This is a genomic window from Vibrio sp. 1457 (assembly GCF_033340195.1).
Lineage (GTDB): Bacteria > Pseudomonadota > Gammaproteobacteria > Enterobacterales > Vibrionaceae > Vibrio > Vibrio alginolyticus.
On record NZ_JAWOWA010000009.1, the window covers coordinates 160,380 to 185,313 of the forward strand.

The window sequence follows — 24,934 nt, forward strand, 5'->3', positions numbered from 1 at the left end:
TTATTATTTTTCTTTTATTTCATTTACTTGCCATACCATTTGCGCATGATATTTATTGTAGTTTAGCTCTGGATAGAGATTGAGTGGATATATCACCCAGAAAGGGCCTTTATTCCTGACTTTTATGTAATTCTGATCTTGTTGATAAGCCAGTATTGGTTGATATCGAAGAATATCTTGTCGGGACAATGTCGAGTGGTAGTCGTTTAAGCTGCTGATATCAACCTGCTCTGGTACCTTTCCGTAGACGTGTGTAAGAAGCGTGCTGAGTTTAACGCCTAAAAACTCTGACGAGGCAGGAAGCCAAGGCAATGTCATCGTGTAGCTAGTGGTAGGTAAAGCTTGGATCTCTTCCAGCTCCAGTATGACACTAGGCTGCTGGCTACTACTAAATACGATCGTATTTGCAGACAAGAATGGCGCAACAAAAAACAGACCTAGCGCGACTATCTTTTTCATCATATGCCCTTTTGAGTTTTATTCTTTTTTCTTAGCTAGGACAAAGGTGCTAGCGGTAATTTATTTATAATTATAGAGCCAACCGGATGAGATTTTATAATACGTTATGTTTCAAAAATAACTGTCGGTTTACGTCACGTCAAGGTTATTAAGTTGCTTCTTAATTAAAAGCTCAGAGTATTGGGATGATGGTAGAGTTTCGTAATGATTTCGCGGTATTTAATTGGTTTTTAGTGCAACTTTGTTTCATTTTTAATAAAGATACTGTGTCGGAAATGAGAATTTAATAAGGCGAGAAATGGACGTCGAATTTGTTCTTAAGTTACATTATTTTACATATTTAAATCATCGATATTCAGATATGTATTTGTTAGTACGTAAAGAAAATAAAGTCACCTAGTTTTGGTGACTTTATTTTTTATTTCATGAGCTTACTTAAATTAACTATGCAAACAAATATTTTGCATGGAAGTTGAGGTGCTCTTCAATAAAGCTTGAGATGAAGTAATAGCTATGGTCATAGCCTGGTTGCATTCTCAAGGTTAGGTTTGAATCGTGTATTTTTGCCGCAGCAATCAGCGCTTCCGGTCTAAGCTGCTCATTTAAGAAGCCATCAGCATCACCTTGATCAACCAAAATTGGTAATGGTGATTGTTGTTGTTTTAGAAGTTCACTTGCATCGTATTGCTTCCAGCTTTCAAGCTCCTTGCCTAAGTAAGCAGTAAAGGCTTTTTGTCCCCAAGGGCATTGCATTGGGTTACTGATTGGACTGAACGCTGAAATAGAACGGTACTGTTCTGAATTTTTCAGACCAATGGTGAGCGCTCCGTGGCCGCCCATACTGTGACCGGAAATTGACTTCACGTCAGAGACTGGGAAGTTACTTTCGATGATCGCAGGCAACTCCTCAGTCACATAGTCGTACATACAGTAATGCAGTGACCAAGGTGCTTGCGTCGCATTAAGGTAAAAGCCAGCTCCTTTTCCTAGGTCATAGCTTTCGTCGTCAGCGATACCTTCGCCTCTCGGACTTGTGTCTGGTGCAATGATCGCAATGCCAAGCTCGGCCGCCATACGAAATGCGCCCGCTTTCTGCATAAAGTTCTCATCGGTACACGTTAAACCAGAGAGCCAGTATAGCGCGGGTACGGGATTTGATTTCGTTGCGTTAGGTGGCAAGAATATCGCGAAGCGCATGGTGCAGTTTAGGGCATTGGATTCGTGTGTATATTGCTTGTGCCAACCGCCAAACACTTTGGCTTGGCTTACATTTTCAATAGTCATGAATAAACTCTCTAATTAGCAGAAGGAATTCAGGCTCCCCAAAAGGAGAGCCTGAGGCAGCATTATTGATCCATATGGATAACTGTTCGGATGCTCTTACCTTCATGCATCAGATCAAACGCTTTGTTGACGTCTGCTAATCCCATTGTGTGGGTAATGAACTCCTGTAAGCCGAATTCACCAGCCATGTAACGGTTTACGATTTCTGGAAGCTCAGAGCGACCTTTAACGCCACCGAAAGCGCTGCCACGCCATACACGACCAGTTACCAGTTGGAATGGACGAGTTGAGATCTCTTGACCTGCACCAGCAACACCAATGATGACTGACTCACCCCAACCTTTGTGACAGCACTCAAGTGCTTGGCGCATCACGTTTACGTTACCGATACATTCGAATGAGTAGTCAACACCACCGTCTGTCATTTCAACAATCACTTCTTGAATTGGCTTGTCGAATTTTTGTGGGTTGATGCAATCAGTTGCACCAAGTTGTTTCGCTAGGTCGAATTTGCTTTCGTTGATGTCTACACCGATGATGCGGCTGGCACCAGCCATGCGAGCACCGATGATTGCAGAAAGACCGATACCGCCGAGACCAAAGATTGCCACTGTGTCGCCTTTTTCAACTTTAGCTGTGTTTAATACCGCACCCATACCAGTGGTTACGCCACAACCTAGAAGACAAACTTCTTCAAGTGGTGCTTCTTTGTTTACTTTCGCTAGTGAGATTTCTGGAAGAACCGTGTACTCAGAGAAAGTAGAACAACCCATGTAGTGGAAGATAGTTTCGCCGTTGATAGAGAATCGGCTTGTGCCATCTGGCATTAGGCCTTTACCTTGCGTTTCACGAACGGCCTGACATAGGTTCGTTTTGCCAGATTTACAGAACTTACACTCACCACATTCAGCAGTGTAAAGTGGGATAACGTGGTCGCCAACTTCAACGCTTGTTACGCCTTCGCCAACCATTTCAACGATACCGCCACCTTCGTGACCAAGGATTGAAGGGAAGATACCTTCTGGATCGTCACCTGATAGTGTGAATGCGTCAGTGTGACAAACACCAGTTGCTACGATGCGTACTAGCACTTCGCCGGCTTTTGGAAGTTGTACATCAACTTCTTCCATTTTAAGCGGCTCACCTGCAGCCCAAGCGACCATTGCTTTTGATTTTATGTGAGTTTGACCAGGTTTGATTTCAAGCGACATTGGATGTTTCCTTTATATTTTCAGTATATGGAGTGACGTAATAAGCGTAGTTAAGGTTTGCTTACCGCGCTTCGTCGTTTTGTTGGTGCTCATTTTAGGTGTTTCAGTAAAAATGATAATCCGTCCATTTTGAAAATGATTTTTACATATGCGTAATAATGATAAGGTGAGCGTGTAAAAAGAGTGCGATGCCTCCTTAAAGCGGAAGGGAAATGGAAAAGGTGATTGACCTGAAGTTAGATAGAGGGGCTAAAGTAGAAAACTGTCAAACCATCAGCTAAGTAAGAGTGATTATGAATAAGACGGATCTGAGTGCCTATTTAACCAAGCTAGGCTTGCCTAGTGAATTGCCCGCCGATTTGGAGTCATTGCACAGAATTCACGTGGCGCAGCATCGTTGCCTGCCGTTTGAGAATTTTGACATCGCATTGCAGCGAGGCGTCTCTGTTGAGATTGAAGATATTATTCAAAAAACCGTGTACCACTCTCGCGGTGGTTACTGCTTTGAATTAAATGGTTTAATGCTTGATGTGCTCAACACTCTTGGGTTTGAAGCGCGAAGTTTGCTAGGGCGTGTACATGTGTCTGGTACACCAACAGGTCGTAGTCATCAAATCACGTTAGTGACTTTAGAGGAACAAACATGGATTGTCGATGTGGGTTTTGGCTCCAATACCCCTCGAGCGCCATTGCCATTTATCCTTGACCAAGTGATTCAGACGGATTTACAAACCTTCCGTTTTGTCAAAGATGCTCAGTTTGGTTATTTCCTCCAAGTGCTTTCAACCGATGGAACGGACGTGTGGAGCAATCTATACAGCTTTGACCTAGAGTTCGTGTGTGCTGGTGACATTGCATGTAGCAACTTCTTTACCTCGACTTCGCCTAATTCGCGTTTTACTAGCGCAAGAGTCGCTGCTAGAGCGACAGAAAGTGGGTTGGTGACGCTGCTTAACTACACACTCAGATGCACCAATCATGAAGAGCTAACAGAAATAGAGCTAGAGCCAGGTCAAACCTACCTGGATGCGTTGAAAGAATATTTTGGCATTGCGCTTGATGCGCAATACGACGAACTTCGTCCGTTACCTGACGCGTAAAGTTTTCCAGTTTTCAAAGCGTAGCGCGACGAGAACAATGTAATCACTATTTGTCTAGAAAAGGTCGACAGGAATACAGCATGGCGAATTGGGAAGGAGTCAGCGAGTTTGTTGCCGTAGCGGAAACTAACAGCTTTACAGCTGCCGCGGCTAAACTGAAAACGTCAGTGGCACAAATCAGTCGCCGTGTATCGGCACTTGAAGAGCGTCTTGCGGTTAAGTTACTGCATCGCACGACGCGAAAAGTTTCTCTGTCTGAAGCTGGACAGCTTTATTATCAGCAGTGCAAACATTTGGTCGAAGGGCTAGAACTGGCCGAGCTTGCTGTAACACAAATGCAGACCGAACCGCGAGGTTTGCTGCGTGTGACAGCGCCTGTGACCTATGGGGAAATGAACCTCGCGCCGCTCTTGCATCAGTTTTTGGAGAAGTACCCGCGTGTGGACCTCGATTTAGTTCTGACCAATCAAAAACTGGATTTGATAGAGCAAGGGGTAGACGTGGCGATTCGTCTTGGCCGCCTGCAAGATTCCAGCATGATCGCAAAGCGTCTTTCGTCGCGTCAAAATTACGTGTGTGCTAGCCCTATGTATTTGGAGCGATTTGGCGAGCCTCACACATTATCCGAACTGGCTCGACATCAGTGCTTGGTTGGTTCGGTCGATTATTGGCATTTTAAGGAAAATAAACGCGATAAGTCTTTGCGCGTGTCGGGGAGGATTAAATGCAATAGTGGTTTTGCGCTAATGGGCGCCGCCAAACGTGGTTTGGGTTTAGTGCAGTTGCCGGACTATTACGTTCAAGAAGCCCTAGATAACGGTGAGCTAGTCGAGGTGCTGACCGATTACCGAGACGACCGTGAAGGCATTTGGGCACTGTATCCACAAAGCCGAAATTTATCGCCCAAAGTGAGGTTGTTGATCGACTTTTTAGCGCAGGAACTAGCGGATTAGAGTTTTCATGAACTTTAATACAACTGAAGTTGCTAAAACGCCCGGTGATGCCGGGCGTTTTTATTAGGATGAGAGCTGGAATCGAAAAGACATGAATCACTATTGGTTGGATTCCGCGTCTTCACGTTTAATCACTTTGTGCCCATCTTCAGACACGCCTTGCTTCCAATAGCTGCTGATGTAGATATTCTCGCGATCGACTTCTTTCTCGTTGCGGAAATATTGGCGCAGCGCACGCATTGAATCGAACTCACACGCACACCATACCGAAGCGTTACCATCTAACCACTCGAGTTCGCGAACGCTATCAGCCAAGGTTTGCTGTTCAGTTAGCCAAATCAACTCCATACCGGCGGGCGCGTTTAGGGGTTGAATGTCGGCTGGAGAAATCACGCTGATCACTGCATAGCCTTTGGCCTCTTCTGGCAACGTACGAATTTTCGCAGAAAGCGCTGGAAGTGCCGTCATATCGGCAGCCATGAAGAACCAATCCGCCTCAGTATTTAAGTTGGAGATGCTACCTGGCCCAACAATGCTGATCGTGTCGCCTTTTTGCGCGGCCATTGCCCAACGCGCTGCAAATCCGCATTGCAGATCTTGCGTTACGTGTCGGACGAAATCCACTTCGATTGAACTGGTTTCTGGATGAAAGCGTCGGATAGTGTAGGTGCGCATGATTGGTCGGTCGTCTTCTGGCAGGATGCTCAGATCCGCGCCGCCCATATCGTTAAACAGTAATTTGATGTAACTGCCTTCGCAGTCACGAGGAAAGTGGCTCAGCGCCTCACCTTGCAAGGTAATGCGCTGCATGTTTGGAGTGATGGTTTCTGTGTCTGTGACAACAAGCGTTTTAGGTTGAGGCTTCTTTTTCATTGTTACTTTACTCGATAATTATTCTCTTTCTCATTTAAAGATTATCAAGTTCCCTAACAAGAGGGTAGCGTCTTTAAACAAATTTACACTGTGAATTAACGCCAAAGCCTCAAGCAAAATGCAGTATCTGTCCTTTCCCAATTACGTAAAGTGAGTCGTTTTTTAACCCAAAATAGACTTATATCATTGGAATCGTAGACAAAAGCAACAGCGCAGCCATGCTGTAGTTGAACCCCTTAACGCGTTTATCGGTGGTCAACCAACGCTGCAATTGCATACCTGCCGCCGTCCAAAATGTTACCGATGGCAAGTTGGCTAAACAGAAGATACCGGCGATAAAAGTCAGTTCGAGCCATGCACCGCCACTGCTGTATACCGTAATGGCCGTCAACGCCATCGACCAACCTTTTGGGTTCACCCATTGGAATGCAACAGCCCCTAAAAAAGACATTGGGCGAAAATCGTGTTTTGCTTCGGTTTTGTCGCTGGTGGCGATTTTGTACGTCAAGTACAGCAAATAACTCAAGCTCAATACTTTTAAAATCGAGTGGGTTAGCGGGTAGGCATGGAACAGGCTCATCAAGCCAATACCCACCAAAATTAGCATGGCACCAAAGCCGAAGGTAATGCCCAACATGTGTGGGATAGTGCGTTTAAAGCCGACATTTGCCCCTGAGGTCATCAACATAATGTTATTGGGACCCGGCGTAAAAGTGGAGACAAAAGCGAACAACGCCAAAGCGCCCAGTTGATGATATTCCATAGATTGTTCCTTGAATCAGTTCTCGATAAGTAAAGAACAACTATAAGTAGAACTGAGGTCAATATTGTGCTTTTATTTGATGATTAGAAACCAAATAAGCAATGAAACATCATCATGGATAGATTTGACGAAAGAATATTGCAAGTGCTTAAACGCGACGGAAGAATCTCCAATGTAGAGCTGTCGGAACGCGTTGGTTTATCTCCGTCTGCAACCTTACGCCGAGTGCAAGATTTAGAGCGTAAAGGCGTGATCAAAGGCTACCGAGCAGTACTGGATAATCAGCAACTTGGCGTGGGTTTTGTCGCTTATGTGTCGATTGGTTTGGCCTCGCACTCTAAGCAGGCACAGCTGGGTTTCGAAGAGCATGTGCGTTTTGTAAACGAGGTGGTGGAATGTCACAACATTACGGGATCTAACGAATATCTCATACGCGTAGAGACGCAAAATCTCGCCGCTTATAAAGCGTTCCATGCTGATGTGTTGGGTGAGTGCGAACACGTCAAGTCGATCACAACGATGGTGGTGATGGACACACCAAAAGACGAGCGATAGCCAAACGAGGGTGACAGTTTTTGTGGCACATGAATTTGAAGTGACTCGAAAGAGTCAGTCGAGTATGAGAATGGTTCACAACAAATGCTGGAAAGCAGATGGCACTCTTACAATTTCCATATTTATTCTCACCTTCTAAATAATCCCATCCTGCTAGTTTTGCTTAAACCGCTTGTGTTTCAGAGCGGCGAGTCAGCAAAATTAAGGATGAACGATGAAATCACATGTAACACTTCCTCTTTTGAGCTTAAGCGCTGTTGCCGCATTGAGCTCATTTAACGTCAACGCCCACGGCTGGGTAGAATTTCCAAGTGCTCGTCAGAATACGTGTTATTTAGACGGTGGTTTTTGGACCAACGAGATCCCTAACCAAGCGTGTAAAGCGGCTTTTGAAGAATCTGGCGCGTATCCGTTTGTGCAGCGTAGCGAAATTGCAGCAAACGTACCAAATTACCGAGATATGGAGCATGTGAAAGCCGTGGTTCGCGACGGTGAGCTATGTTCTGCTGGCGATGCAGCTAAGAAAGGCTTGAACATTCCTTCTCCAAACTGGCAGCGCACCAATGTTACGCCAGATGCAAATAACCAGATTGAATTGGTGTTTTACGGCAAAGCGCCGCACAACCCATCGTACTGGGAATTCTATCTCACCAAGCCAACTTATGATGATTCAAAACCTCTTACTTGGAGTGATTTAGAGCTGATCGACACCGCAGGTGATGTGTATGTTGATGCGGAAAAACGCTACCGTATTCAGGTGACTTTCCCTGCTGAACGTTCCGGCGATGCGGTGCTCTATACTCGTTGGCAGCGTGTTGATGTTGCTGGTGAAGGTTTCTATAACTGTAGTGACATTACGTTAAACGGAACAGGCACGACGCCACCGACTGACCCTGTTGATCCAACCGAACCGGGCAATAATCTGACATCTCTAGGCTACTTTGTTCAGCAAGGTTTTGGGCCAGTAGAAGCGGGTGACACCATTCGTTTCCGTACGTTTAATGCGACAGGCAATGAAATTGTCGATATTTCACTACCAATCAGTGCAAACAATACGGCGACTTGGGCGGCAGAAATTGCGGATCAATTTAATGCGCAGCAAACGGGTGATTGGTACGTGGGCATTTGGCATCAAGAGATGAACCACTACATGTTCGATAGTAAGAACGTGAATGCAAACCAAGTATTAGCGCCAAGTGCAGACTTCAGTTATGCGTTGTCACTGATCAAAGCGGATGTACCGCCACCAGTTGAACCAACCAACTTGTGGGACAAGACGGCCGTTTACAACCAAGGTGATGTGGTGACACACAATGGTAAAGAATGGACTGCCCAGTGGTGGACGTCTGGTGAGGAACCAAGCACAACGGGTCAGTGGGGTGTATGGCGTTAAGCCAGTTATTCGGGCCCTGAACAATAAAACCCTTCTCATGTGAGAAGGGTTTGTTTTTTTCAGTCTAAAACGACCACTTTGGTTGAGTGGTTGTCTTGAAAATCAGAGCACATATCGTTATTCGCTTGCTCTCCACTCGCTCCAGTTGAGCATCGCGTAGTCTGCCAGTTTTAGCATCGGAATGTCTTCGTGCGTATCACCGTAGGCATAAATAGACGCAAACTCGTCGAGCGAAAACGTGGCCCTAACGCGCGAGACTTTTCTTTCTAAACTGCAATCACCTTGCTGGTAAAAGCCACTCAGTTTTGGCTGTTCTGAGATCAGTTCACTGCACAGCAAGTGGTAACCGTTCACTTCACACCAAGGCTTGAGATATGCATTGAGTGATGCCGACACCACCACAATGGTATCGCCTCTGTGTTGATGCCACGCCAACCTTTCCATCGCTTCTGGCCGTAAGTACAGCGGGATCACTTCATGGGCAAACTGAGTGCCAATCGCTTCAATTTGCTGCGTTTCTTTCCCTGAAAATGCAATAAAACTGCTGAGAGGGCGCATAACACGAGCGGGTAACACTCCGAGTTTGTACAGCGCATAAAATGGCATGATAGCGACCTTTCCTACTCGTTTGCGCAGGCCATAAGCAGAATAGTGGAGGAAAAGGCTAAACATATCCTCTCGGGTGATGGTGCCATCAAAATCAAACAGTGCCAGTGACGGCTTAGTAGTATCGAGCAAACTCAGCGCCTATTTTGGGGTTTAAGATCGTTTTGTGTTTATTGATAAAACACCGCCAACCAGATGGTTTCTTGCGTTGGGTCAGTCCAGCTCACTTTGTGTTTGGTATGAGCTGGAATCGTAACGTGATCGCCTGCCTCAAGTCGTTGCACTACACCTGATTCAAAAGTCAGCTCTCCAGCTCCTTTAAGAACCAAGACCCATTCATGTTCTTCTTGATCGTACCAGCCACTTTCGGGCGAGGTTTGCCCCGTTGAGACAATGCGTTCTATACGCAGGTTTTTGTGGGTCAGCAGGTCTTCGAACACTTCCTCGTCGAGGTTATTCGGTAAGTCTTTAAACAGGTTCATGGCCTTTCCTTAGAGAATGATCAGTCCAAAAGGCGCAAGCAATTGCTCTTGTTGCCAATCACAAATTTTAACACCAAACAGAGAAACGCGGCGAACATCCAGCCCGTCTAGTTCGACATGAGTCAGATCACATTGCTCAACGTTAAAGGTTCCCCATTGTTCTGGCGAGAATTCGCAGCGAGATAAATCCGAGCCTTTGAGAGTTGCCCCTGCGAGGTTCGCACCGTTCCAACGGTTTTCAAAGAGGTCACATTTTTCTAGTAACACTCGTTCGAAGTTACAGTAGGTGAGGTTGCAGCCAGTAATAAAAGCAGAACAGAAAAACATGGTGTTACTGACGCGATTAGCAAAGTTCGCACCTTGGAAGTTTGCCCCTTTGAGATCGCACTTACGCAGCTCCAAGCCCATACAATTTGCGCCGTTAAACAGGCTCATCGCCAACATACAGTTCGTAAAGCTGGCGTCTTTTAAGTTCGCGAAGCGAAAACTACACCCTTCTAGCGCTTTGGATTCGATAAAGCGACAGTCGATGAACTTAGCATCGCGCAGATCGGCATGGTCGAAACAGCACATATAAAAGTGGCAGTTTTTAAAGGTGGCATTCTGAAAATCGTGATGAGAAAAGTTTTCTCGTTCAAAAATGAGGTCGGTTTTTAACATGTCTTCTCCTTAGCTGCGAGCAGACTAGCACTCCAAGTGACTGATTTTCCATAAAAATAACTTCTTGTATTTCAGTGTTTTACAAACCCCTCAAATCGCGATTTTAAGGGGTCAAACGAGCTTTTTAAGTGGGTGTTTTTTTGAAAATAGAAGAAGTAGAGGACGAAAAAAGTTTTTACTGGCTACGAGCCTTAACGAGAGGATTCGCATTTATGGGTATGCATGGCAACTCACACGCACAGTTTGCATTACAGAATTGTATCCTATTTGCATAATTTGTTGATCAATATGGCGTTTCTCCATACAAAAAACCTATATTTTTCACAAATTGATTTCCATCAAAATAGTAGGGTTTCTATGTGCTAGATTGCGCACAGCTCAAAAAGATATAGATACCCGTGTGCTTCAAGGCGCTGAGTTTACTTGAAATCTCAGATCAGTTAGCAGGCACCCCTTTGGGTACGACATAACGAAGCCCTACGAAAGGAAATAAAAATGAAAAAAACAATCTGCAGTCTAGCAGTGGTTGCTGCACTCGTGTCACCAAGTGTTTTCGCTCATAAACAAGGTGACTTCGTTCTTCGTGTTGGTGCGGCGTCTGTCGTTCCAAACGACAGCAGCGATAAGATTCTTGGTTCTCAAGAAGAATTGAAAGTGGATTCAAATACGCAGCTTGGTTTGACGTTTGGCTACATGTTTACAGACAACATCAGTTTAGAGCTTCTAGCAGCAACACCATTCAGCCACGATATTTCAACAGACTTGTTAGGTCTTGGTGATATCGCGGACACCAAACACCTTCCACCAACGCTTATGGTGCAGTACTACTTTGGCGAGCCACAAAGTAAGTTCCGTCCATACGTGGGTGCAGGTCTCAACTACACCATGTTCTTTGATGAGGGCTTCAATAGCACGGGTAAAGGCGCTGGTCTTTCAGATCTTAAGTTGGATGACTCATTCGGTCTAGCAGCGAATATTGGTGTGGACTACATGATCAACGATCAATGGTTCCTCAACGCTGCTGCGTGGTACGCAAACATTGAAACAGAAGCAACTTATAAAGCAGGTGGAGTGAAGCAAAAAACCGACGTCAAAATTAACCCTTGGGTATTTATGATCAGCGGCGGTTACAAGTTCTAAGAAAAACCAGTAGTTACACGCACATTACTATTATTGGCATGACTTTGGGGGCGGTTACGGGGACTGCCCCTCTTTTTTATCCTCGTTTTGATTGCACATCATTTACTCCACTTAGCAACATGCAAAATTGGATCTTTACCTTGCAGATCATTTTATTGTCGGAAGATCGAAAAGTCCTACACTGATCACATAATTGAACAAGTGGACAATATAAATGAGCGACGACATCGCAAAGCATTCTTCCTCCAGATCTAAGCTGGTAAAAACTCTTTTCTTTACTCTCTGTGTTATCGCATTTGGTGCGATGTATTGGTCTTGGCAGTATTCAGACAGTCACCCAAGCACGGAAGATGCCTACGTTAGGGCAAAAATTCTGTCGGTAGCGCCTCAGGTAAAAGGCCAAGTGGTTTCTGTGGATGTCAAAGACTTCCAATCTGTTAACAAAGGTGACCTACTGCTGAAGATAGATTCACGCCCATATTTGTTGGCAGTGAAGCAAGCAAAAGCGGCATACCAATTGGCGGTCCAGCAACATGACGTTGCCGATAAGCAGGTAACTGAAGCCGTTGCGGGCTTAGATGCGGCGCGCTCTAACCTGACAGAAGCGCAAGTAGAATACAAACGTACGGATTCCTTGGTGAAACGCAAACTGGCGTCGGACCAAGATTTAGATACGGCAAAAAACAAACTAGCCAATGCCCAAGCGAGCCTGGAGCAAGCGCGCGCAACGGTAGAAAAAGCCATTGCGAACCGTGGTGAAGAAGGCGTAGAGGCTGCGGTCGTTCAACAAGCGGCAGCACAGTTAGCGCAAGCGGAGCTGAACTTGAGCTACACCGACATTACGTCACCAGTGGATGGCATTACCGGTGAAATCAATACGCACGTAGGCTCGGTCGTTAGCGTGGGTCAAACGCTGTTCCCTGTGATTTTAAAAGACAGCTATTGGGTACGCGCGAACTTTAAAGAAACCGATCTTACTCACATCAAACCTGGTATGCATGCGGATGTGGTGATTGATATGTACCCAGACGTGGTGTGGAAAGCAACGGTAGAACAGCTGTCGCCTGCGAGTGGTACATCGTTCTCCTTGATGCCACCAGAAAACGCAACGGGTAACTGGGTTAAAATCAAACAGCGTTTCCCTGTACGTTTGGCATTAGAAGTACCAGCCGATGCGCCGCAACTTCGCGTGGGTGCGAGCTCAGAAGTCACCATCGATTTGCAAAGTAGCGTGCAATGAGCCATCAAATTACGGCAGACAAACGGGGGATTGCCACCGTCGCCGTGATGCTTTCTGCCATCATGGTGTTAATCGATATGACCGTTGCGAACGTGTCGCTATCGCACATGATGGGCGCGTTGGGCGCAACGGCAGACCAAATTACTTGGGTGCTGACGGGTTACAGCATGGCGGAAGCGATCTTCATTCCGATGACCAGTTTCTGGGTGTCGCGTTTTGGTGAACGCAAAGTCATGTTGGTTGCTGTGATCGGTTTTGTGATTGCCAGTGCGCTTTGTGGGCAAGCACAGTCTCTTGAAGAGATGGTGCTATTTCGCATTATCCAAGGCGCTTTCGGCGCGTCGGTGATTCCATTGGCGCAGTCGACGTTAGTGCAGATCTATCCGTATGAGCAAAAAGGCAAAGCGATGGCGATTTTCTCCATCGGCATTTTGCTTGGTCCTATTTTGGGCCCAGTTGTAGGTGGTGTGATCACCGACAACATTAACTGGCGCTGGATTTTTTACATCAACTTGCCATTCGGTTTGATCTGTACCTCTTTGATTTATCGCTATATCCATATCGACAACAAATCCAAACCTAACTTTGACTGGTGGATCATCGGTTACATGGCGTTAGGTGTGGGCGCGTTGCAGTTTGTGTTGGATAAAGGGAATGAAGAAGACTGGCTCGACTCACGCATGATTCAGACGGCGATATTGCTCGCAGTAATGGGATTGGTGATGTGGATCTATCGCAGTTGGAAAACCAAAAGTCCAATAGCGCCATTATGGCTACTGAAAGACCGAAACCTTATGGTCTCGTCATTGATGATTGCCGTGGTGTCGATGGCGATGTTTGGTCTGACGACTCAACAACCAATGCTGTTGGAAAGCTTGCTGGATTATCCGGTCTCAACCACTGGCTTATTAATGGCACCTCGTGGGTTGGCGTCAGCGGCGATGTTGATTTTGGTGATTAAGCTCAATCCGCAATTCGATCCCAGAATCAAAATAGTCTTTGGCTTAAGCTGCATCGGGATTGGTAGTTATTTGATGACGCAGTACTCACTGCAGATCGATACATTTTGGATTGTGATGCCGAGTATGATTCAGGGGATGGGGCTTGGTTTAACCTTCTCGACGCTATCCACCTTGGCGTATTTAACGATTCCGAAAGAGCAATCTGTTGCGGCGGCGAGTATTTACAATCTGTTCCGTACCATTGGTAGCTCGTTTGGTATTTCTATCGCCACCACGTTCCAATATCGTGATAGTCAGCAGCAATGGCATGCGCTGGGAGAGGGTATTAATCCTTATAATCCTAACTTGCATGACTGGGCGGCCAATCAGGGGCTTTCTATTACCGACCCGGTTGCGTTAGACCAATACCAACAGATGTTGCAGCAGCAATCGCAAATGGTCGCGTTTGTGCACACCTTCCAGCTGGTGGGAGTGATGTTCGTGATCATGATGCCGATGCTGGTTTTCATTCGGTCGCGTGAATAACATGAAGTTCCGGTGAATAGTGTAAGAGAACGCCTCTCAAGTTGTGTCAGCTTGAGAGGCGTTTTTTATTGGACAGTGCCAGTGAAAGAAGGACGTTTACTCAAACGTCACTTCGTCAAAATGCGGATTGGTTTTGAGCGCGCGCATTGCGACTAATTGTTCAGTCGGGAAGGCGGTGTGCTCACCATCCATATCTAAAAACAAGCATTCTTGTCGCTGCATGTCGTAGCCTGTGTCGAACGCGTTGCCCTGATGAGTTTCACCATTTTTTAGTTTGATCTCGATCGGGAGCTTAAACATACAGGCGATTTCAATAAAATCGTATTGGCTGCAAGTCACCATAGTTTTCTCCTTTCAAACCGACGCAGTATTCAGAAGGTTTGAGAACCGCTTCCTTAATATAGAAAACGTTTGATTGAAACTGAATCTTCATCTTACACCTCATTTTGGTCACGAAATAGACATACACGCACGTTTTAATAAACCTACTGTTGAGCGTTCACAAGCGAGACAAAACTACGATATGTCTGAGACGATACTTAAGCACACATACCTAACGAGTGAACAAAAGACACAAAAGCCAAGTTCACTGATTTCCCCTCAAACCTACCATGCGCAGTTGGCGCACCGTGTTCACCACTCGCCTCAATTTGAAAACGGCCGCGTTAAAAACGAGATGCCAAATGTCCCTAGCCCGCAATCATTCTGGCAGGTGTGTTGGAGCTATCTTGGTGGTAGAACGCCATTGAGTCCTAACGAGCATCTGCCACATTTCCCAATTCAACCTACGCAGTTTGCACAGCGAAGTGAATCGATGCGCGTTACTTGGCTGGGCCATTCCACCATGCTGGTGGAGGTCGATGGCATTCGAATTCTGACCGATCCGGTATTTGATTACGCTTCTCCGTTCGTCGCAAAAGCGTGGTTTGAACGCAATATTCCCAATACCTACGCCAGAGATTGTTTGCCGATTCCTGAAATTATCGTGATTTCGCACGATCATTACGACCATTTAGAAGCATCGACCATACGTTTCTACGCCGATAAACCCGTGACGTTTTATGTACCCTTAGGGGTTGGCAAGCATCTTATAAAGTGGGGCGTTTGCGCAGACAACATCGTGGAATTCGATTGGTGGGATAGCGTGCACTATGCCGGAATCGAACTGATTTGTACGCCTGCTAACCATAATTCGGGTCGTACTTATTTCGATAAAAACGCGACCCTGTGGGCTTCTTGGGTCATCAAAGGAAAAGAAGAGACGCTCTATTTTAGTGGCGATTCAGCTTACGATTCGCATTTTTCCGAGATCGCACTGCGATGTGGACCAATCGACATTGCCTGTTTGGAAGTGGCTGCTGATGTGAAAGGCCAAGGTTATCCGGTCGAAAACTGGGGGCACATGCAGGCTCATCATACCGTGCAAGCGTTTTGCGATTTAAATGCGAAAAAACTGCTGCCAGTACATTGGGCTACATACGAGCTGTTTACTCACCGCTGGGACGAACCGATTTTAGATTTGCTTGCCCATTGTCAAAAAGAACATATAACGCTGCTGACGCCAATGCCGGGGGAGAGTTTTTACGTTCATAAAAAACAGATAAATAAACAATGGTGGCGAGAAAAAGAAACAGGTGAGCCAGCTAGAATTGTGACTTAATAATATGTTCTTACTTCAATAATTATTTTAGAAGTTAACCTTGTTATTTTCAGAATATAACAAGGTTTTTTACTCGCTTACTCATCAATCACTTGAGGTTTTAACTCGACGACATTTCCTTCCGGATCATGAATATAGAGTGAGCGACCGAATCCTTGTGCGCCGTAGCGTTTCGCAAACTCTTCGGTTTCAATGCCGTTCGAACGCAGATATTCCAGTAATTCATCCTCGGAAAAAGGCGCCAATTGCAGGCAAAAATGGTCAATATTACGACCATTTTGAACTGGTGGCTTACCGCCGAGTTGGCCCAATTCGCTGTCTACCGTCACTACATCAATCAATGCGTTACCTGCCCTAAGTTGAGTTAAACCAAGTTCCGTTACTTCGCGTTCGACAGGGCAGCCCAAAATGTCTCGATAGAAATGCAACATAGCATCGAGGTTACAGGTCCTTAATACAACATGATCAAGCGCTTTGATGGCGATTGGATTTTTGGTGGGCATGCTTCACTCCTTTTTGCATTGTGTTGAGGTAAGTATAAAGTGACCTTAAAAGTGGTGAGAGAAATGATCAAATTCAAGATGTTTTTTTGCTAGAGCGAGTGCAGAAACACTGCAACTCAAAGCAAACAAAAAAGGCTAGCGTATTGCTAGCCTTTTGGAATATGAATGGGGCTATTACTCGTAATCAGAAGCGTAAGTTTCTTCGTAAGTGTGTGAGTAAAGCTCGAATAGGTTGCCGAATGGGTCTTCTAGGTAAACCATTTTCGCAGGCTTATTATCGTCTTCTGGGTGGTAACGCATGATGTCCATGCGAACTTTGCCACCTAGTGCTTCGGTGCGTTTGATAGCACCTTCAAAATCGTCTGTCTGTAAACAGAAATGGAAGATACCGATGCGAGAAAAATCCACTTCATGGCGCTCTTGACGTTCTTTCATTTCGAATAACTCAAGGCCGATGCCATCACTTGTCACAAGGTGCGCAATGTTGAAGCCTTTAAAGCCTTCCCCAAAGACCGCAATACACATTCTGCCAATTGCCGTTTCGCGTTCTTCAATCACTTTCGTGTTGCCCATAACGACTTTTAGACCTAGCGCTTGCGTGTAAAACTCAACCGCTTTGTCCATATCTCCGACCATAATACCGACATGATTCATTTTCATTTGTTTGCTCCCAACATGTGTGTTTGAACGTTGTCTTGTTTCGATGTGGGAGAGTATATGGCGTGATGTTGATTACATGAAATTATCATAAATTATAAAAATAATAATTTTATTTAATGATGTGGGTGTTGGGATTGAGTTAGTGAGCTAAGGCCTCAACAGCTTGCCTCACCGAGGTGAAATGAATCTTGATAATGCACCGTTGCGCGAGGCTGAATTCATGCGATTGGATTAATGACGTAACCTCTTCTACGGACAGCGTTCGTTCTTTTGGGTGTAAAAGAGTGGTGTTCGAACCATTGTTTTTCAATTCGAACGTGTTGCCATTTGAGTCAATAACGTAATCATCTTGCCCAAAAATGAGGGCTTCGCATTCAGAGTCTAAGTCGGACTGGGAATGCGTGTAGATCAGCTCATCGTCGCCGTCTAGTTTTAGCAAGCATGGCCAGCATACTGCGTGGTCTCTCATGGTTAACTCATTATTCATTGTTATTTAGAAACTTGACCCAGGTTGTTGCAAAAACGCTAACTCTTCGGGAGTGCTCTTTCTTCCCAGTATCGCATTGCGATGAGGATAGCGCCCAAACTGGTCGATGATGGCTTTGTGTTTTAGCTCAAAATCGTAGTTATTTTCAAGCCCTGATGCGCGGAACAATTTTTCAGCTTCGACATGAATGAGGCGAGATTCGCTGTGCATAAACGGCATGTACAAAAAACTTAGCTGCTCAGGCGCTAATTCTTTGTCGTGACCTAACCGAATTGCCTCTTGAGCCAATGCTAATGCGAGTGGGTCTTGTGCAAACGCTTTTGGGGTGTTGCGATACACATTACGTGAAAACTGGTCGAGGACGATGATTTCGGCCAATCGCCCTTGTGCGCTGTCACGCCAATTAAACAGTTCACAACGAGCGGCTTGTTCTAATATCGAGGCAAATCGCGATGTAATACGCTTGTCCAGTTCTGGGTTGTTTTCAAACCAATTTTGGGGCGATAGCTCCTCGAACCAAAATTTGATGACTTCTTGGTACATGGATCTTCCTTCCTATTGCATTAGCTAAAGAATAAAAAGCCAGAAGGCGAGCTCCTGGCTTTCTGTGTTTTATCGACCGTAAGTCTCTACGATGTAACGTTCAAAATCGTCACACATTTGTTCGTCAGAGATGGTGTTGCTTGCCAGCTCTTTACTGCCGTCGACGACTTTAATCGCGGCGTTCAGTGAAGCGACTGATGCTCGTTCTCGCGTCGCAAGTGAGTCGATTTTCTTCTGCTGCACTTCCCATGCCTGTTCTGGCGACAGGTTACACACGTCTGCAAGGTATTTGGCATTGAAGCCTTCGCCAGTCAGGCTGACAATGGTTTCGTTGTGCGACAAGTGATTGCCTGCGTGCCAGTAGTGTTTTGCCAGCAGTGGGCCAATTTCTGGGTTATCCGTCAGGTAACCAAACTTCTCAAGGAAGTATGCACGGGTCTGATACACCGCCATGTGCGCGAGTAGATAACCTTGATACGCACAAGCTGCTTCGTCGGATAGCAAATGTGGAATCGCCATCAGTGGGCGAGGGCTGCATTCCAAACCAAGGATCTGTTTTTCACAATCGCGAGCGAGCTTAGTGATGCGCTCTGGCGTTAACTCGTCATCGCTCAATTGATACAACGCGCGCTCAAAATATGGCACAACCAAGATGCTACGTTCTTCATAAGCTTTGAATGGCTGACGGCTGTTGATCATTGCTTGAATAATCTCATCAGGCACAGAATTCCCTTCATCATCCAGTGCGTACTGTTTTAGCCAATCGGCATCGGTTAACAGGCTATCACAGAACATCGACTGAGTTTCTGCATAAGCCATTGACGTCGGCGCAAACTCCTGCGAGAAACAAGGCGCGTTCATTTTTACGTTCGCAAAGTGTGCTGCGTGGCCGCCTTCGTGGAACAGCGTGTTAATGCCATCGTAGCCGCTTCCCACTTGGTCTGGTTTGGCATTACTGGTGAAGTTCACCTGCGCTGCGACCCATTCGCCTTGATTATAGAAAGAAGGGATAGGGCCGTGGCAGAACCCGTTCGGGTACTTACCTTTGCGATCTAGTAAATCCAGCGTTAGCGTCGCGCCAGAGTAATCAATATTTAGGCGACCAAATGATTCTACCCAGCGTCTCAGAGATTTTGAGAACGGCACGTATGGGTCAAGGTCACGCATTACGTCACCCGCGAATGAGTAAACAAAGTTGTAGCCTGCTAGTGCGCTTTCGCCTTTCTCTTTCGCCAAGTTTTCTAAGCTGTTTAGGTGCGCATCTCGCGTGCGTTGTTCGAAATCTTCCAAAATTTCGAATAGCTGTTCAGAGCTCATCTTTTCCGTTTTTTGCACGGAGTAATCAAAGAAAGTCGCATAACCCAGTGAGCGAGCGAACTGGTTGCGCAGTTTGATCAGTTCAATAAAGCCGTTTCGCAGTAGCCATTGTTCAAGGTTCAGCAACGCTTGATGAGCCGATTGGCGAACTTCTTCATGATTGCTGGTGCGAATGGTTGAGCTTAATACGGGCAGTGAACCTTCTACTTGCTCGCCGTTCTCATCGGTAAATGTTTGTACGTGGTTCTGTTTTTTCTCGAAGAGCTCAGCTTCAAAGGCAATGAGCTGATTTTTCAACGCTTGTGCTTTTTCGCCCTCGATAGCGTGAGATTCAAACATCGCCAGCCAACCAGATAGACCCGTAATGGTTTGTTGTTTCTCTTGTGGGTCGGTAATTGAGTCCGCGGCTTCAAGCTGTTGTTTGATGGCAGTAATTTGCTCGGCGTTGCTTAAAAAGCTTGTCCATGCCGTTTGTGCTTGCGTCGAGCCATCATGGTCATCGCTGATCCCCATGTAAGTTTCCCAAAAGAAATCTTCTTTGGTGCGGTGAATCGCAAGGTAACGTTGATTGAGGTCGTTGAGATAATCCGTTGCGGTCATTTTGATCCTTCAAATGGTTTCGTTATGTAGACAGTTGATTATTGCACGCTTGGTCGCGAGATAGGAATGCTAATCTCATATGTCGATTTTGCATCGCGTAAAGGTGATTTTACTATTTGTTTACATTTGGGTGAGTTAATAGGAGTTATGAGCTTGCAGTGTTAAGACTGGTATGGAGTTTACAGTTTATTAAGTAATTAATCTGCGGTGCGCTATCGATGATCCTTATCAGGTGTAATAAGATTTCCATATCGTGGCGATACAGTTGGAAACGATATGATAAATAAGACAAAAGTTACGTTATTGGCGGTAGGTACGATTTTAGTTGGATGTTCCACAGTCGCGCCACCAAGAAATGATGCGGTTGAAAGCATTCAACAAAAGTGTTCTGTGATTTTAAGCAATGATGTTGCGGGCGATCAGCGCTGGCAGACGTACAACGGCTTGCTTGTAGAATATGCCGTGCATGGAGTTAAGAGTCAGGCACAACTGGAACGTTTTGAAGCGTTTGTGCAGAGAGTGCAAGATGATGAGTCTGGACAGTTAGTTACAGAGTTGATTGAGGTCACCGACTGGGGATGCTCAAACGGCAATTATCTAGAAGAGATGAGCTTGTTTATTCAAGAAGTTCAGAAGTAAAAAACCGAGCGTTAAGTCGCTCGGCTTTTCTGTTTTTGGAGCGCTTTTTTGCGCTGGTTCGTCAGGACGTTTACTCCTCTGGATACTCGCCCATACCTTGCGTTTTACCTTCCGCTTTCCAATGTTCTCCAGGGGCAAATGCTTCATCGCATAAATCTACGGTGTAGCCCATTTCTGTGATTTCCTTCAAAGTGAGGTTATCAGCAATATTTGCAACTTCCCCCGATTTATTCCGTAACTCCATGTTGATTTCTCCTCTGTAGGTAGACGAGTGGCATCAATGCACAGTGAATAATGCATTGGTAACCTTTGTTCTAAGTATATAACCCTCTGCTAAAAATGAAGGTTCAATCCACTTTTTAATATGGTTAATTGGATAATGCTTTGAGCTGCTTCCGTTATTTAGAACCGCAGCATCGCGATAGTCTGCCATTTGTGATTTATTGAGTGATTAAACGGTCAATTTGGAAACTCGAAATGGTGATTCTCGACCACTCCTTAGCACAACAAATTGTTGATCGAACCATGTCCATCATTGGTCACAATGTGAATGTGATGAACTCGGCAGGCATCATCATTGGCAGTGGCGACCCTAAACGTGTTGGGCAAGTGCATGATGGCGCGGTACTGGCGCTGAATCATGGCGATTCGCTAGAGCTTAATGAGCAGCAATGTTTGACGTTGCAGGGTGTCAAACCCGGTATCAATATGTTGTTGAAATTACATGGTGACGTGGTCGGTATTGTTGGTGTCACAGGCGAGCCGGAGAAAATCCGAGATTTTGCCAAACTGGTTAAAATGACCGCTGAATTGACAATCGAGCAAGCCGCGCTGGTGGAAAAATTTCAGTGGGACAGACGTCATCGCGAAGAGTTTATTCTGGCTTGGATCAATGGGAAATTGACCGATGAAGAGCTGAAAGATTGGGCGATGCGTCTTTCTATCGATGTTACTCAACCACGGGTGGCAACGGTGATTGAAGTCTCGACGCCGTCGGCCTCAAAAAGCATGAAGAGTGTGCGCAATATTGTTGAGCTGCTTGAATACCCAGAGCGTAACAACCTAGTTGCGATTGTCTCGGTGAATGAAATTGTGGTGTTGAAACCGTGTCATTCCGCCAAGCAGTGGGATAGCCAAGTTGAAAGTGAGCGCATTGATAAGTTGATGTCGCGTTTAAGCGATCACGATTCGCATACGTTTCACATTGCGCTAGGGCAGCTGTTTAATGAGCCTAAAGATGTCGCGTTGTCATACCAAAGCGCGAAGCAGGTATTAGCCATTGGCAAGCAGTTCTACCCAGAGAAACGTAAGTACCTGTTCGATGAACTTCGTTTGCCTGTTTTGTTAGCGCCGTTGGCGGATATTTGGCAAGGTGAACAAATTATTGATGGTGTGAAACGGTTGAAAGAGAAAGACAAATCTGGGCAATTATTGAAAACCCTAGATGCACTGTTTGAATGCAATGGCAATGTAACAGAATGCTCTAAAATGCTGTTTATTCACCGGAACACTCTGCGCTATCGGTTAGAGAAAATCACCGAGATAACAGGGCTACCAACTACCAATTTTGTGGGGTTAGCGGAGCTTTATATTGCGACTCGGCTCTCAAAAATGTCGTGATATTGTGCATCTGCACAATACGCGTCATTTTTTGACCACATCATTTGTCACTCCGCCTAAAGGAATTCTAAAGCAAACGATTAATAATTCATGCGTCCCTACATGTTGAGTGAGCCAACACGGACTCGCTCAGCAAAATAAGAATAAATGGAGTTATCATGAACCTTATATTAATCCTGCTCGGGGTGATCGCATTTATTGTGCTCACGACCACCAAATTCAAATTACATCCCTTTTTAGCGCTGATCATCGCGGCGTTCCTTGCGGCATTTGCTTACGGCTTACCGGCAGATAGCATTGCCAAAACCATTGCTTCTGGCTTTGGCGGCATCCTTGGTTACATTGGTTTGGTTATCGTTTTAGGTACTATCATTGGTGTTATTTTGGAAAAAAGTGGTGCGGCGATCACCATGGCCGATACGGTCATCAAAGTGTTGGGTGAGCGTTTCCCAACATTGACCATGAGCATCATCGGTTACATCGTTTCTGTTCCAGTATTTTGTGATTCAGGCTTTGTCATTCTGAACTCGCTCAAAGAATCACTCGCTAAGCGTTTAAAAACCTCAAGCGTTGCGATGAGTGTGGCGTTGGCAACTGGCCTATACGCAACGCACACGTTTGTGCCGCCAACTCCTGGCCCGATTGCCGCTGCGGGTAACTTAGGCCTGGAATCTAACCTTGGTTTAGTGATTGGTGTGGGTGTGTTTGTTGCAGCGGTTGCGGCGTTAGCGGGGATGTTGTGGGCGAACCGATTCCAACATGTTGAACCAGATGGCATTGAAGCCGCAGAAGAAATTCAGCAAGACTGGCAAGCACTCAAAGCGTCTTACGGCAAATTGCCAACGGCGAGCCAAGCATTCGCTCCTATTTTTGTTCCTATCTTATTGATCTGTTTTGGCTCTATCGCGAAATTCCCAAGCCTACCGCTGGGCGAAGGTTTTGTGTTTGATGTTCTGACTTTCTTAGGGCAGCCACTAACGGCATTGGTGATTGGCCTGTTCCTTTCTGTTCGCCTACTCAAATCAGACAACAAGATTGAAGAATTTGGCGAGCGAATCAGCCAAGGTATTACGGCTGCTGCGCCTATTCTTTTGATTACCGGTGCGGGTGGTGCATTTGGCGCGGTATTAAAAGCAACGCCGCTAGGTGAATACTTGGGTACGACGTTATCGGCGCTGGGCGTGGGTATTTTCATGCCATTTATCGTTGCGGCTGCGCTAAAATCGGCACAAGGTTCGTCAACGGTTGCGCTGGTGACCACATCGGCTTTGGTTGCGCCTATGCTTACGCAATTGGGGCTCGATTCAGAAATGGGCCGCGTATTAACGGTGATGGCGATCGGTGCTGGTGCGATGACGGTTTCTCATGCAAACGACAGTTTCTTCTGGGTAGTTTCGCAGTTTAGCCGCATGTCGGTGGGCTTAGCGTACCGCGCGCAAACCATGGCTACGCTCGTTCAAGGTGTCACGGCAATGGCATTGGTGTACATTTTGAGCCTCGTTCTCTTATAAGTCTCTGGAAATACGTATGAAAGTGGTAATTGCACCTGATTCATTTAAAGAAAGCTTAACCGCCAAACAAGTGAGCGAGGCGATCAAAACGGGTCTTGTTCGCGTATGGCATGATGCTGAGTTTGTTACGGTTCCGGTCGCAGACGGTGGCGAAGGCACGGTTCAATCTTTGATAGATGCAACTCAAGGCGAACAAGTCTTCACAACGGTGACCGCGCCATTAGGGAATGATGTTGAAGCGTTTTATGGCATCCTCGGCGACGGCGAAACCGCGGTTATTGAAATGGCGGAGGCCAGTGGGTTGCACCTTGTGCCGAGTGACGCTCGCGACCCAAAACTGACCAGTAGCATTGGTACTGGACAGCTGATCAAACACGCGCTAGATAGAGGTATTCAACGCTTAATCATTGGTTTGGGCGGCAGCGCTACCAATGATGGTGGCGTGGGCATGTTGACCGCGTTGGGGGTGGCGTTTCTTGATGAATCTGGTCATGCAATTACCCCAAATGGAGGCGGGTTAGCGGCGCTTGCGTCCATCGATATTTCTGGTCTTGACCCTCGTTTAGCAACTTGCGAAGTGTTGGTAGCGTGCGATGTTGATAACCCACTCTGTGGTGACAAAGGCGCGTCGGCTATCTTTGGCCCGCAAAAGGGAGCGACCGTATCAGACGTTACTCTGCTCGATAACGCATTGCGCAAGTTTGGCGAGTTGACGGAACAAGCGACGGGTAAGCATGTACTGACTCGTGAAGGGGCGGGTGCTGCTGGTGGTATGGGCGCGGCCTTGCTCGGGTACACGCCAGCACGTTTGCAACCGGGAATTGAGATTGTGCTTGAAACGGTCAAACTTGCTCAGCATGTTGCGGATGCGGATATCGTATTTACAGGCGAGGGTCGAATCGATCATCAAACCGCACATGGCAAAACGCCGATGGGCGTTGCTCAGGTGGCCAAGCAGAGTAATTTACCAGTCATTGCATTAGCAGGCTGTGTGGGCGACAACTATCAGGCGGTTTATGAGTGCGGCATTGATGCGGTGTTTGCTTGTGTACCAAGGGCGATGAGCTTACCTGAGGCCATGAAAGAGGCCGACGTCAACGTTGCTAATTTAGCCGAAAACGTCGCGAGAATGTGGCAAATTAAGTCGCACTGAAGGCGATGACGATATGAAAAAACTCCACCTTTGTG

27 protein-coding genes are annotated in these 24,934 nt (G+C 46.1%); 12 read left to right on the forward strand and 15 right to left on the reverse strand.

Annotated features, from left to right (window positions below; all coding sequences use genetic code 11):
- Window positions 1-3: 3 nt before the first annotated feature.
- The 3 genes from R7Z41_RS12085 to R7Z41_RS12095 all read right to left on the reverse strand — a co-directional run bounded on the left by R7Z41_RS12085 (window position 4) and on the right by R7Z41_RS12095 (window position 2,954).
- Window positions 4-459 carry a hypothetical protein gene (locus R7Z41_RS12085; RefSeq protein WP_005374384.1) on the reverse strand — a complete coding sequence of 152 codons (456 nt, stop codon included), beginning with the start codon at window positions 457-459 and terminating at the stop codon, window positions 4-6.
- A 444-nt stretch (window positions 460-903) separates the two neighbouring features.
- Window positions 904-1,743, reverse strand: coding sequence for an S-formylglutathione hydrolase (fghA, locus tag R7Z41_RS12090; RefSeq protein ID WP_005374382.1), 840 nt, complete (start codon window positions 1,741-1,743; stop codon window positions 904-906).
- A gap of 62 nt (window positions 1,744-1,805) precedes the next feature.
- Window positions 1,806-2,954: an S-(hydroxymethyl)glutathione dehydrogenase/class III alcohol dehydrogenase gene (locus R7Z41_RS12095; RefSeq protein ID WP_017821027.1), complete on the reverse strand. Its 1,149-nt coding sequence runs from the start codon at window positions 2,952-2,954 to the stop codon at window positions 1,806-1,808.
- A 293-nt stretch (window positions 2,955-3,247) separates the two neighbouring features.
- Between R7Z41_RS12095 and R7Z41_RS12100 the strand changes: the two genes are divergently transcribed.
- Both R7Z41_RS12100 and R7Z41_RS12105 read left to right on the forward strand, forming a co-directional pair.
- Window positions 3,248-4,054, forward strand: a complete 807-nt coding sequence (locus R7Z41_RS12100; RefSeq protein WP_054575258.1) for an arylamine N-acetyltransferase family protein — start codon at window positions 3,248-3,250, stop codon at window positions 4,052-4,054.
- An 80-nt stretch (window positions 4,055-4,134) separates the two neighbouring features.
- Window positions 4,135-5,007, forward strand: a complete 873-nt coding sequence (locus R7Z41_RS12105; RefSeq protein WP_017633836.1) for a LysR family transcriptional regulator — start codon at window positions 4,135-4,137, stop codon at window positions 5,005-5,007.
- Between the two features lie 99 nt (window positions 5,008-5,106).
- Here the strand turns inward: R7Z41_RS12105 and R7Z41_RS12110 are convergent, their stop codons facing one another.
- A complete protein-coding gene (locus R7Z41_RS12110; protein ID WP_206970539.1) occupies window positions 5,107-5,880 on the reverse strand; it encodes a siderophore-interacting protein in 774 nt (257 codons plus the stop codon).
- Window positions 5,881-6,058: 178 nt separating this feature from the next.
- Complete coding sequence (locus tag R7Z41_RS12115; RefSeq protein ID WP_054578560.1) at window positions 6,059-6,643, reverse strand: LysE family translocator; 585 nt, start codon at window positions 6,641-6,643, stop codon at window positions 6,059-6,061.
- Window positions 6,644-6,757: 114 nt separating this feature from the next.
- On the opposite strand from R7Z41_RS12115, the gene R7Z41_RS12120 reads away from it, so the two are divergent.
- Window positions 6,758-7,198, forward strand: a complete 441-nt coding sequence (locus tag R7Z41_RS12120) for an Lrp/AsnC family transcriptional regulator (protein WP_031780811.1) — start codon at window positions 6,758-6,760, stop codon at window positions 7,196-7,198.
- A 214-nt stretch (window positions 7,199-7,412) separates the two neighbouring features.
- On the forward strand, window positions 7,413-8,591 hold the full coding sequence (locus tag R7Z41_RS12125; protein WP_206970538.1) for a lytic polysaccharide monooxygenase: 1,179 nt from the start codon (window positions 7,413-7,415) through the stop codon (window positions 8,589-8,591).
- 117 nt (window positions 8,592-8,708) lie between these two features.
- Here R7Z41_RS12125 and R7Z41_RS12130 read toward each other — a convergent pair whose 3' ends face one another.
- The 3 genes from R7Z41_RS12130 to R7Z41_RS12140 are packed head-to-tail and all read right to left on the reverse strand — an operon-like array spanning window position 8,709 to window position 10,339.
- Entirely contained in the window at window positions 8,709-9,329 is a 621-nt protein-coding gene (locus tag R7Z41_RS12130; protein ID WP_206970537.1) for an HAD-IB family hydrolase, read from the reverse strand.
- Window positions 9,330-9,367: 38 nt separating this feature from the next.
- Entirely contained in the window at window positions 9,368-9,679 is a 312-nt protein-coding gene (locus R7Z41_RS12135) for a cupin domain-containing protein (protein WP_005383281.1), read from the reverse strand.
- Window positions 9,680-9,688: 9 nt separating this feature from the next.
- Window positions 9,689-10,339, reverse strand: coding sequence for a Qnr family pentapeptide repeat protein (locus R7Z41_RS12140; protein WP_005374358.1), 651 nt, complete (start codon window positions 10,337-10,339; stop codon window positions 9,689-9,691).
- Window positions 10,340-10,834: 495 nt separating this feature from the next.
- Here R7Z41_RS12140 and ompW point away from each other — a divergent pair, with 495 nt between their 5' ends.
- From ompW to R7Z41_RS12155, 3 genes are all read left to right on the forward strand, one after another.
- On the forward strand, window positions 10,835-11,479 hold the full coding sequence (gene ompW / locus R7Z41_RS12145) for an outer membrane protein OmpW (RefSeq protein WP_025768755.1): 645 nt from the start codon (window positions 10,835-10,837) through the stop codon (window positions 11,477-11,479).
- 214 nt (window positions 11,480-11,693) lie between these two features.
- A complete protein-coding gene (locus R7Z41_RS12150; protein WP_206970536.1) occupies window positions 11,694-12,719 on the forward strand; it encodes an HlyD family secretion protein in 1,026 nt (341 codons plus the stop codon).
- A complete protein-coding gene (locus R7Z41_RS12155) occupies window positions 12,716-14,206 on the forward strand; it encodes an MDR family MFS transporter (protein WP_054576495.1) in 1,491 nt (496 codons plus the stop codon). Before R7Z41_RS12150 ends, R7Z41_RS12155 begins: the two co-directional genes overlap by 4 nt.
- 96 nt (window positions 14,207-14,302) lie before the next feature.
- On the opposite strand, the gene R7Z41_RS12160 is transcribed toward R7Z41_RS12155, so the two are convergent.
- Window positions 14,303-14,548: a Rho-binding antiterminator gene (locus R7Z41_RS12160; RefSeq protein ID WP_206970535.1), complete on the reverse strand. Its 246-nt coding sequence runs from the start codon at window positions 14,546-14,548 to the stop codon at window positions 14,303-14,305.
- A gap of 181 nt (window positions 14,549-14,729) precedes the next feature.
- On the opposite strand from R7Z41_RS12160, the gene R7Z41_RS12165 reads away from it, so the two are divergent.
- Window positions 14,730-15,866 carry an MBL fold metallo-hydrolase gene (locus R7Z41_RS12165; protein ID WP_206970623.1) on the forward strand — a complete coding sequence of 379 codons (1,137 nt, stop codon included), beginning with the start codon at window positions 14,730-14,732 and terminating at the stop codon, window positions 15,864-15,866.
- Between the two features lie 77 nt (window positions 15,867-15,943).
- On the opposite strand, the gene R7Z41_RS12170 is transcribed toward R7Z41_RS12165, so the two are convergent.
- From R7Z41_RS12170 to R7Z41_RS12190, 5 genes are all read right to left on the reverse strand, one after another.
- Window positions 15,944-16,369 (reverse strand): VOC family protein, encoded by a 426-nt coding sequence (locus tag R7Z41_RS12170; RefSeq protein ID WP_017821017.1) that lies wholly within the window; start codon window positions 16,367-16,369, stop codon window positions 15,944-15,946.
- 174 nt (window positions 16,370-16,543) lie between these two features.
- Window positions 16,544-17,029, reverse strand: coding sequence for a VOC family protein (locus R7Z41_RS12175; RefSeq protein ID WP_005374344.1), 486 nt, complete (start codon window positions 17,027-17,029; stop codon window positions 16,544-16,546).
- Window positions 17,030-17,168: 139 nt separating this feature from the next.
- Window positions 17,169-17,498 carry a DUF4144 domain-containing protein gene (locus tag R7Z41_RS12180; protein WP_033907198.1) on the reverse strand — a complete coding sequence of 110 codons (330 nt, stop codon included), beginning with the start codon at window positions 17,496-17,498 and terminating at the stop codon, window positions 17,169-17,171.
- Window positions 17,499-17,522: 24 nt separating this feature from the next.
- Window positions 17,523-18,059 (reverse strand): DUF924 family protein, encoded by a 537-nt coding sequence (locus R7Z41_RS12185; protein ID WP_054576492.1) that lies wholly within the window; start codon window positions 18,057-18,059, stop codon window positions 17,523-17,525.
- A 69-nt stretch (window positions 18,060-18,128) separates the two neighbouring features.
- Window positions 18,129-19,976, reverse strand: coding sequence for a M3 family metallopeptidase (locus R7Z41_RS12190; protein WP_206970534.1), 1,848 nt, complete (start codon window positions 19,974-19,976; stop codon window positions 18,129-18,131).
- A gap of 276 nt (window positions 19,977-20,252) precedes the next feature.
- Between R7Z41_RS12190 and R7Z41_RS12195 the strand changes: the two genes are divergently transcribed.
- Window positions 20,253-20,615 carry a hypothetical protein gene (locus R7Z41_RS12195; protein WP_017634365.1) on the forward strand — a complete coding sequence of 121 codons (363 nt, stop codon included), beginning with the start codon at window positions 20,253-20,255 and terminating at the stop codon, window positions 20,613-20,615.
- 70 nt (window positions 20,616-20,685) lie between these two features.
- Here the strand turns inward: R7Z41_RS12195 and R7Z41_RS12200 are convergent, their stop codons facing one another.
- Entirely contained in the window at window positions 20,686-20,859 is a 174-nt protein-coding gene (locus tag R7Z41_RS12200) for a hypothetical protein (protein ID WP_005374332.1), read from the reverse strand.
- 233 nt (window positions 20,860-21,092) lie between these two features.
- Between R7Z41_RS12200 and R7Z41_RS12205 the strand changes: the two genes are divergently transcribed.
- The 3 genes from R7Z41_RS12205 (at window position 21,093) to R7Z41_RS12215 (ending at window position 24,899) form a co-directional block, all read left to right on the forward strand.
- Window positions 21,093-22,235 (forward strand): sugar diacid recognition domain-containing protein, encoded by a 1,143-nt coding sequence (locus R7Z41_RS12205; protein WP_206970533.1) that lies wholly within the window; start codon window positions 21,093-21,095, stop codon window positions 22,233-22,235.
- A gap of 158 nt (window positions 22,236-22,393) precedes the next feature.
- Window positions 22,394-23,746, forward strand: coding sequence for a GntP family permease (locus tag R7Z41_RS12210; protein ID WP_017634362.1), 1,353 nt, complete (start codon window positions 22,394-22,396; stop codon window positions 23,744-23,746).
- A gap of 16 nt (window positions 23,747-23,762) precedes the next feature.
- On the forward strand, window positions 23,763-24,899 hold the full coding sequence (locus R7Z41_RS12215) for a glycerate kinase (RefSeq protein WP_206970532.1): 1,137 nt from the start codon (window positions 23,763-23,765) through the stop codon (window positions 24,897-24,899).
- Window positions 24,900-24,934 lie beyond the last annotated feature (35 nt).